Raw genomic sequence first — 8,540 nt, forward strand, 5'->3', positions numbered from 1 at the left:
AAGGAGCAAGAGCCACCTTTTTGGCATTTCCCAACCATTTGGGCGGCAGGGAAACGGTTGCAGTCCCTGTAGTGTAGAGCTAATCCCTCGCCATTCTCTGCAGTCCTTGTTGTAGGCGGTGATTATCAATCTGTCACCGCGCCATATCAGCCCTGCGCGTCCGGGTCGATTGTTCCCGTCTATCCATCACTGCGGCAGGGATACGACTCCGCTCTTCACAAGACGCACCCCACGGTCAAATTACGAAGGAGACTGAGTGTCGCTGGCGGGCGCGGAGGCTTCATCTGGAGGGTTGCTATAGATCGGCGATTCCGCAAAGCCTAATCCGCTCTGGCTTGGTGTCCACTGTTGACATCCGACCTCATTCCATACCACCAATTTTCAGACGATGCCATAACCGGTTCTCGACAGTATCTTCAACCGACGTGTCATCTTCGAGGGCCATTTGCTGTGCTAGCACCCCTTCGGTTTCTGGCTTCGTGGTGTCAGTGAGCCCATCCGGACTACCATGCTGTGATCTGCTGTGGCTGGCATCGATTGAATTGGCCACCCCGCATCCCAACTCAAAGAGATGCTGGCGCTCCCAGAGGATGATTCCTCGATCTTTGCCAAAAGAACGAGCATCGCCAGAGAACCCACTCGGGCAGACGACCACCCCACAGGAGCCAGGCTGGTGTTTTGGCAGGACACCGTTCAATTGACGGACGATCTCAACACCCGCCGGGGTTTGATGGTTCTTGCACTGGACGTATAAAACAAGATCACCTCCCATGTCCACAGCCCGACTGGCTTTGAGGTCAATCCCTCCGTCCCGAGTCTTGGGGGTTGTTTCTACAGTCCAGCCTCGGCGCTCCAACAAGCCTTTCACGTGCTGCTCAAATTCGGTTCCACTCATCTGGGAGTAATCTGGTATGGCGCCTGAGCTCCCACCTCTGGTTCTGGAACCCGTTGGAGGGGTCAAACCGAATAGGCCAAACAGCTCTTCTGCGGTCAGGCGTGCTTTCAGATCAATAGAGACGTCATCAACGATTTCATCAAATAGCAGCTGCTTTTCTTGAAGGATCTGGTCTATACGTTCTTCTATTGTCCCTTCACAAATGTACTCATAGACATGGACTGGTGAAGATTGCCCGATGCGATGGACCCGATCTTCTGCTTGGTGTTCTACAGCAGGATTCCACCAACGATCAAAATGGAAAACGTACGAAGCCTCTTGGAGGTTCAGGCCATGTCCGCCAGCGCGTAGCGAGAGCACCAAGACCTTATGAGAAGAATCCCCTTTGAATGCCTGAATGGTGGACTCTCTCTGTACGGATGCCAGCGATCCCGTATAACTGAGAGGACAGAAATCCTTCAAAGCGGAGGCCACGGCTTTTACGCCAAACTGCGGGTCGACAAACTGTGAGAAGACTAAGGCCCGATGTCCCTCACTTACCAGCGTGCCTATTCGTTCTCGGATGTCTTCGAGCTTGACGGATTGACCAGTTCTAGGGCAGAAGTTGCATATCTGTTTCAGCCTCAGTATCAACTCCAGAACATTCTCGATTCGAACCGCTTCTCCCATGCCTCGCAACTGGAGGACCCCCCGATCCTCTGCCATCTTGTAGCTTTCGCTTTGTGAATCTGGCATAGCCAACAGGATTCGGTTGGTTGTCTTGGGTGGAAGCTGCGTCAAGACATCAACTTTCTTTCGACGCAACTGTAGCTGTCGATGTCTATGCAGCATGGCCTCATCGGCGTGGAGTCTGAGAGGTTCCTCGCCCACGCCGAGAGGGGACACAAACTCCAATATGGACGCGAGGTCATCTAACCGATTCTCCAGCGGTGTGCCTGTGAGAGCCCAGGCCCTCTTTCTAAGAAGCAGCTTGCACTTCTGGCTGATATCGGTTTTTGGGTTCTTTATTTGTTGTGCCTCGTCCAGAATAACCGCATCCCATGTTCGTCTTCTGGGTGGTGATGCCGGATTCTGTGTGAAATCCAAGCGCAGAGTTTCGTAGGTTACCAAGTAGACGTGGGCGGGTGCGCTCCACTGATATGCTCGCTCTGCCGCAGGACCGTGTATGGTTGAAGTGCGTAACTCAGGAGCCCAGGTACGTATCTCTTGCCTCCATTGTGCAAGGAGGCTGGCTCTCACTACGACCAGGGCTGACTCGATACGCCGTTGAATGGCCAAGATACGGAGTGCAGTAACCACTTGGATTGTTTTCCCTAAACCCATGTCGTCCGCAAGCAGAAGAGCGTCGCGAGACATTAGCTCTTGAACTCCTTCCAGTTGGTACGGGAAAAGCGTTCCATGCCATTCGAGGGGGCCACCGTGCGAAGTCAGGAGGTCTGCGGGAGGTTGGAGAAGATAGGCCAGCCGTCTTGCTAGAGAGACTTCCCCGTCCGATGAGCCAGCATCCGGGCCACCGGGTTCTAAGCGACGCCGTGGCCGTCCTTCAGTAGTATCGTCAACTGACAGGCCAGACGGAGAGTTGTCGTCTACCAGGACACCAGTTAGAGCCACACTTCCGCCGCCCGTGGTACTCAAAGCTATGTCGCCAACAGGGGTGATTTGAGTCGGTGAAAACAATTCTTCTGTTGCTAGTACACCTGCTGGGCTTGTTGAAATATCGCAACTGAGGCATTGAGGAACTGGGGCTCTCACTGTCGGGATGGGGAGCAAGCTAGGAATCGAAGGCTTCAATGGCAAGGTACGGCCGAATACCCCTAGCCATCGTGCCCCGGGTTCCCGAATACCTGTATCTAATGTCCACCAAGATTTCCCTGAAGTCATACTTGTTACTCTTGTGTCCAAGCTTACTCAGTGGGGTCCCGCCCTACCTGGTCGGGGTACGCTTCTCTCAGTCCAACCAGAGCTCTATCAAAGGGTTCAAGAAGGAGACCGCGAGTCACGAGCTTGCTGAGCAGGCGGTTTTCGGGGGACTCGTCAGCAGGTTTCCCGGGGAACCAGAAGAGATGCAGCGGTTGAGGATCTTCTATGTCTGCCTGGACCTCTAACTCAGAGTGCGGGGTGGACTTTGAGGGAGAAGCGATACGGCCGACCGGTATCGAGAGGTGGATCTCATTACAGAAGAGCTGATGATCAACCTCCTCAGCCAGACAGATGATAAACTGAGGCACCTTTCGACATGTGGCGAGCAACGAGGTGGTCAGGTTGCGAGCAGCATGTCTGCGAATGTCTTCCTGCCTCCAGAGAAAGGTGCTGGGAATCTTGACTTCATTGTATGTAAACTCTATCGGTTCTCCACGGACATTGACGAGAAACAGCGCGCCTCGAAACACCCTGTTATCCTGCGATGCGTCGATTCTCAGGTAGCCTGCTGTACCCAGTGCTTCTGCTTCGTCAGCATCACGGAAAGGAATCGGCATCCCAATCAGTCCTCGCCCACCCTCTTCAGAGGTTCCCACCACTTTCGTCTGGACTATCCTCAGAGGATTGCCCCAGCTCGGGCTGCTCAGAGTAGTCGTGTCGCAGGTCGGAGACTTCAATCTCTGGCGTGTAGTCTGGATATAGCCGTCTCAAGTCCCACTCATTGATCCATCGTTTGATGTGCTGCCTGATCCGCCAGTCATGATGCGTCTGATACACTGAAGGAGGGGCCCATTCATAGGCCTGCGAGTAGATGGCTTGCACTTTGGCATAGATCTCGGCAATTGTGGCTTCACTAGGTCTCGCAAGTTTCCCGTGCTCCCATCGATCCCGAATCATACGCATTCCACTTTCTGCCTGACTGGCTAGTAACAGCTCTTCCTCGCTGCCTCCACCTCGTAATCTGCCGGGAATTCTCTCCTCATCGTGTAAAAGAACAACTTCCTCAAAATCCTCGGTGATAGAAAGAACGGATGCAAGTCCAGCAATGTTTTCTCCCTCTAGCTTTCCCATCAGACGAGCGATCTGTGCATAGGATTTGGCCCGTTGCCTGAGAGAATACTTGCCCATAAGCTCGACCTCGTCAATGAGGACTACCCAACCAGCATAACCTGCTGCGCCCATCAGTTGGGCGGCAAACGAGTAACGCTGGCGAGCCAGTTCCTTGTCGGACACCTTGTCCATCTTGTATGTAGCGCCCTCCTTCAATTTGCCGAGCCATCCTCGCAATTCCGGCCTATAGAGCTTGTTTCCGGACCAAAACTGGATAATACGATCTGTTACCTCCGGATCACTGCTGTGCTGAAGGATGAATACCGTGGCAGCAAACTGAGTGCTTAGTTTGCTGTCCGACCGATTGACCCATTGGTAGAAATGGGCATACGGCGGCGTGTTGAAATCAATCCGCGCCACAACGGCTGTTAGTCCTGCACCGACTCGGTCCGGCACCTGTGCGGAATCTATAGCTGCTCTATACAGTTTGGCCAGATCATAGAGTGGCGTCTCCTTGCTGATGACTACCTTGCTGCAGACAAAATTGCTGCCCAATGCAATGTCCTGCAGGTGTTCCAACAAATGAGACTTCCCCGAGCCGAAGTCATCGACGATGATAGTTCCTGCGTGTGCAGTTCCTTGCTGTAGTCCATCCTTTACGACGGCCAGTTGCTTTCTAAACTGCGCCTCGATGTCAGGCTGTGAACTGCCCAGTGCATGCACGGCATCCCGGTTGGGTACACCGGAACGAAGTGCCTCTATGGCGCGACGGCTCTGCACCTTAGCCTCCAGTTTCATTGAGAGCCTCCTCGCAAGTGAATAGTTGCGGAGTCGCCATGCCTTGAGAGACGAACCAGCGACGACAACGGATTTGTCCGTTTCCGGTCATGAACTTCGTCCCAGATACGAAACATCAATGCCTGATATGCGAATAGCCCGCGCTTCTTGTCCAGTTCATCAAGGAAGCCCGGCGGGGCAATGACCATTATCAAGCAATGCCCGAGATCATCGGTGTCGTCAATGAATTGGCGGAGGACGTTATAACCATCAAGAACCATTGGTCCACTATAGTAGATAGAGCCATCAGGTTCCCCGGGTCTCTTGGCTTCCATGTAGCGAGAGATATCAAGTGTCAATACCAGCCCAGCGTTGCCGTTAATGTGCAGCCAATGTGATAGCGAGGACAGCATATGCCGACCGTTATGGCGCCCAATCTTCTGGAATATCAAGGCTGACTTCAGTGTCGAAATCGGCTTGAGTTCACCTCGAAGCCAATCCTTAATGCCTTCGGGAATACCTGTTGGGACACCCTCTGGGTCTATTTGTGCACGGCACAGCCACATCATTGCTATTCGAAACTCCTGGGTCATGGCATAGTCTCGAAACAGACGTTCTCTCAACAGGTGGATAATGATGACGCGCATCTCTCCTAAATCGTTGGCATTCAGTGCAGCGATCTGCGCCAGTCTGAAATCATTCCGGTCATCAGGAAGAAGATAGTGCTTTTCAGAGAGAATAGAGCGAAGGAAAGCATATGCGAGATCTTCCCAGGCCACATCCCTGGCAATGGCATGGAATATTCTGTCAATCATCTGCGTCTTTGTTGTGGCTGAGTCCAGGGAAACGAAGAGGTAGCCGTCTTCTTCCGCTGCCAAGCGCAGTTGCTCCACGAGATCATCGTGTTCAAGACAGTCCAGCGGCACCACAAACTTGACGGCAGCGCCTCCATTTCTAACGAAATCCTGAAGGTATTCCCTACGGAGTATTGAAAGCCAATCATTAGCTGACATTGAAGTTGACATAGCTACTGTTCCTTGGGACCCTCGGTGAAGGAGACGCCGTAGTATGATCTCTCCTGTCCTTCTTCAGTTATGACAGTGATGATCTTGCTTGGGGTCTTGGTTCCCGTACTCGCTGGAAAGCGTACCCTGGTTCCAGATCGAGTGGTATCAATGCCGCTGCGGTGGAGAAGGTAGATATCCCGGGCGAACTCTTGCTTGGTGTATTCTCTGGTCTGCCCCGGCAACAGTGTTAGCAACTCGTAGATATCGAGCAACTGGATGACGGGGGACATTTGCGGAAGGCCTTTGGCACGCATCGCCACAGCCTTTGAATAGGTCTTGAACAGCGCTTCCAAAAAGGCTTCTGATCTGAAGGGCGGCGGTTTGCGCTGCAATTCCTTAAGCCGAGCCACCAGTACAGAGGGACGAATACGACTATCACGCTTTCTGTCTATGGATACCGCCTTGTCGGTAGATGACACACGGATGAGTACCGGATAGCAGTACAAGCGTTCGTCACGTTCGTAGATGCTAACGCCCATTTGTTGCCCAACATGGATGATTTCCTTGGAATAGAGACCACCTGCCAGATAGCGTTCCTCATCAAAATTCCAACCTTCTTTAGCATTACTGAACTGCTGCCTGAGGGTGGCTATCGCCTTATCAGCAAGATCGATTGAAGTGCGCAATTCTCGAAGACTGCCCACTTTGGCGGCGGCACGAAACTTGCTGACACAACGTGTCACTGATTTTGCTGCCTTTAACGTTGCCTCGGCATCTGCCTCGGTCTTGGCCAGGGCTTGCTCGAGAGTTGGGACTCCGCTATCTTGCATGTATCCTCCTTACCTGTGTCTGCACGTGCAGAGATATTCGCACCTCAGGAGTCGATCGCCGCTGACCCATACTATCGAATATACTTGCCTGAAGTCAAGGGGTGAGTGTGCGGTGTCCAGGACATACTATACAGTTCTTGGGGTACGGATATACTGAGTACATCGAGCGTACCCTGGAACTTCACGGCATAGACGTGAAGGCTTTAGACTGGAGGGAGTATGAAACCTGGACCCCGTACCGGTCTCATGACACTCAGCATTGATTACAAGCAACTCAGAAGGATTAATCCTGAAGCTGCCAGGAGAGCTGTCCTGGAGTACCTCAGATCAAGCGGCCACAATATTGCCAAGACAGCGGCTGTCTTTGGCATCAACCGTCCGGTAGTCTATGACATCATCAGAAAAGAGAGGGAGGGTGATCTACAGGATCGATCACGGGTGCCAAGGCATCAGCCGGGGAAGACACCAAGTACGATCGAGGATAAGGTCATTGAGGCCAAGAACAAGACACGGTTAGGACCAGAGAGGCTGTCGCGTTATCTTAAACAATACGAAGGCATAGGTGTTGCTGTGGGGACCATCCGCCACATTATCAGGAGGAACAAGCAGAGGTTGGAGTATCACTTACCTCAACACAGGGTGAGGAAAGAGAAACGGGAGTTTGTTGACTGGTATTCAGCCAAGCCGTTTGAGATCGTGCAGATCGACTTGAAGTACATCAGGGACCATAAGGCCTTAAGTCGGGAGCAGATGATCCACCTCGACCAGTACAACATACCCAACTTTCAGTGGAGTGCTCTGGATGTGAACTCCCGATTCAAGCTCATAGCCTACTCCAGGGAAAAGTCCTGGACCAATGGGCTGTGTTGGTATCTCTGGGTTATCTCCTGGCTGAGATCACATGGGGTGAAATCCACCATTGTTTTCACCACAGACAATGGTGAGGAGTTTGGGGGCCAGTCCTGGATGAAGGTGAGGGAGTTGAGGAAACTCATTGGCGGCTTTGGCTGTCGGCTGATTCAGAATCACAAGGGGCACTGCGAAGAGAATGCCCACGTGGAGCGTTCTCACCGCACGGATGACGATGAGTTCTACATTCCCAGGGTACTGGCCATCAAGAGCGAAGCCGACCTCTTAGACGAAGCCATCGGCTACATATACTACTACAACAATGTCCGAGAACATTCTTCTCTTGACTATCAGACGCCCTTCTCCTATTTGAAAAGACATCTCCCAGACATCGATGATACAATCAGATTCGTTATCCCCATCATGCTCGATAACGTATCTGTTCAACTGGGCCCCTGGAGTGGATACCATGTCCTGGGCCAGCACCTGAGCATTATCCCAAATCCACCACCTGTTTTCGTTATCGGTGTGGTGAGAGGCTTGGTGTGGTCTTGGATATGCCCCGTAAGCAGAAGCTGGGGGTTGCTATCGGAGGACTTTCCCCACTCTTAGCGGCCAAGGAATGCCGAAAAGGGCTGCCTGCAGCCAAAAAAGCGCACTATTCCCCCTTCCGCCTGAATGGCATCACTCTTTTGCTGGTCACTTATCGGCCAGTATCATGGCGGTCCCGCCGCCACAGGTAAGCCTCTGTAGTCCTGAGACAGCGCGCTAATGCGTCGCCTCACTTCCAGCAGTAGCCCACAGGCCGGATGATCTGCACTCAAGCGGATGATGAGATGACGGGCATGCCTTACTACCCGTCCAGCTATGTTGATGAAGCCAAACCGCACTGCCTTCATTCGCTTTGGCGCCCATCCCTCAGGCATGGCCAGCCGCTTCATCAGCGAATTGAGATTGTAAGCTAGCACTGTTATTCCCCACCACGCAGCGTTGGCACCAAACTGGCTGGATGGTAACCGGCCACCAGCCAAGTCATTCTTCATCACCGCGTGTATCTCCTCGCCTTTTCCACAGCGCTCCCGGTACCAGCGAATGACTCCGTCTCCTGGAAGGCACCGGTTGGTCACCACGCCCCTTAGCTTGTAGCGTACTTCCTCCTTATCCAGCGTAGGGAATGCCGATTGGTCCTCCATCCCCGGCAATTCCCGCTGG

General features: G+C 52.9%; 7 protein-coding genes. 1 reads left to right on the top strand and 6 read right to left on the bottom strand.

Annotated elements, in window-relative coordinates; genetic code table 11:
• Window positions 1-361 precede the first annotated feature (361 nt).
• The 5 genes from NTZ04_02730 to NTZ04_02750 all read right to left on the bottom strand — a co-directional run bounded on the left by NTZ04_02730 (window position 362) and on the right by NTZ04_02750 (window position 6,479).
• The gene (locus NTZ04_02730; protein ID MCX5991234.1) at window positions 362-2,572 is read right to left on the bottom strand and encodes an SNF2-related protein; all 2,211 of its coding nucleotides are present in this window, start codon (window positions 2,570-2,572) and stop codon (window positions 362-364) included.
• A gap of 227 nt (window positions 2,573-2,799) precedes the next feature.
• Complete coding sequence (locus NTZ04_02735) at window positions 2,800-3,372, bottom strand: hypothetical protein (protein MCX5991235.1); 573 nt, start codon at window positions 3,370-3,372, stop codon at window positions 2,800-2,802.
• Between the two features lie 25 nt (window positions 3,373-3,397).
• The gene (locus NTZ04_02740; GenBank protein ID MCX5991236.1) at window positions 3,398-4,663 is read right to left on the bottom strand and encodes a DUF2791 family P-loop domain-containing protein; all 1,266 of its coding nucleotides are present in this window, start codon (window positions 4,661-4,663) and stop codon (window positions 3,398-3,400) included.
• Complete coding sequence (locus NTZ04_02745; GenBank protein MCX5991237.1) at window positions 4,660-5,667, bottom strand: DUF2791 family P-loop domain-containing protein; 1,008 nt, start codon at window positions 5,665-5,667, stop codon at window positions 4,660-4,662. Before NTZ04_02745 ends, NTZ04_02740 begins: the two co-directional genes overlap by 4 nt.
• Window positions 5,668-5,669: 2 nt before the next feature.
• Window positions 5,670-6,479 (bottom strand): hypothetical protein, encoded by an 810-nt coding sequence (locus NTZ04_02750; GenBank protein ID MCX5991238.1) that lies wholly within the window; start codon window positions 6,477-6,479, stop codon window positions 5,670-5,672.
• Between the two features lie 219 nt (window positions 6,480-6,698).
• Here NTZ04_02750 and NTZ04_02755 point away from each other — a divergent pair, with 219 nt between their 5' ends.
• Window positions 6,699-7,940 carry an integrase core domain-containing protein gene (locus tag NTZ04_02755; GenBank protein MCX5991239.1) on the top strand — a complete coding sequence of 414 codons (1,242 nt, stop codon included), beginning with the start codon at window positions 6,699-6,701 and terminating at the stop codon, window positions 7,938-7,940.
• A 104-nt stretch (window positions 7,941-8,044) separates the two neighbouring features.
• On the opposite strand, the gene NTZ04_02760 is transcribed toward NTZ04_02755, so the two are convergent.
• A partial coding sequence (locus NTZ04_02760; GenBank protein ID MCX5991240.1) for a transposase occupies window positions 8,045-8,540 on the bottom strand: 496 nt, incomplete at its 5' end.

Source organism: Chloroflexota bacterium, assembly GCA_026389585.1.
GTDB lineage: Bacteria > Chloroflexota > Dehalococcoidia > UBA2247 > RBG-13-53-26 > JAPLHP01.

What these genes read in the sequence shown, in the direction of transcription:
- NTZ04_02750 (MCX5991238.1), bottom strand. Translation starts at nt 6,479, where the DNA reads ATGCAAGATAGCGGAGTCCCAACTCTCGAGCAAGCCCTGGCCAAGACC.
- NTZ04_02745 (MCX5991237.1), bottom strand. Translation starts at nt 5,667, where the DNA reads ATGTCAACTTCAATGTCAGCTAATGATTGGCTTTCAATACTCCGTAGG.
- NTZ04_02735 (MCX5991235.1), bottom strand. Translation starts at nt 3,372, where the DNA reads ATGCCGATTCCTTTCCGTGATGCTGACGAAGCAGAAGCACTGGGTACA.
- NTZ04_02755 (MCX5991239.1), top strand. Translation starts at nt 6,699, where the DNA reads ATGAAACCTGGACCCCGTACCGGTCTCATGACACTCAGCATTGATTAC.
- NTZ04_02740 (MCX5991236.1), bottom strand. Translation starts at nt 4,663, where the DNA reads ATGAAACTGGAGGCTAAGGTGCAGAGCCGTCGCGCCATAGAGGCACTT.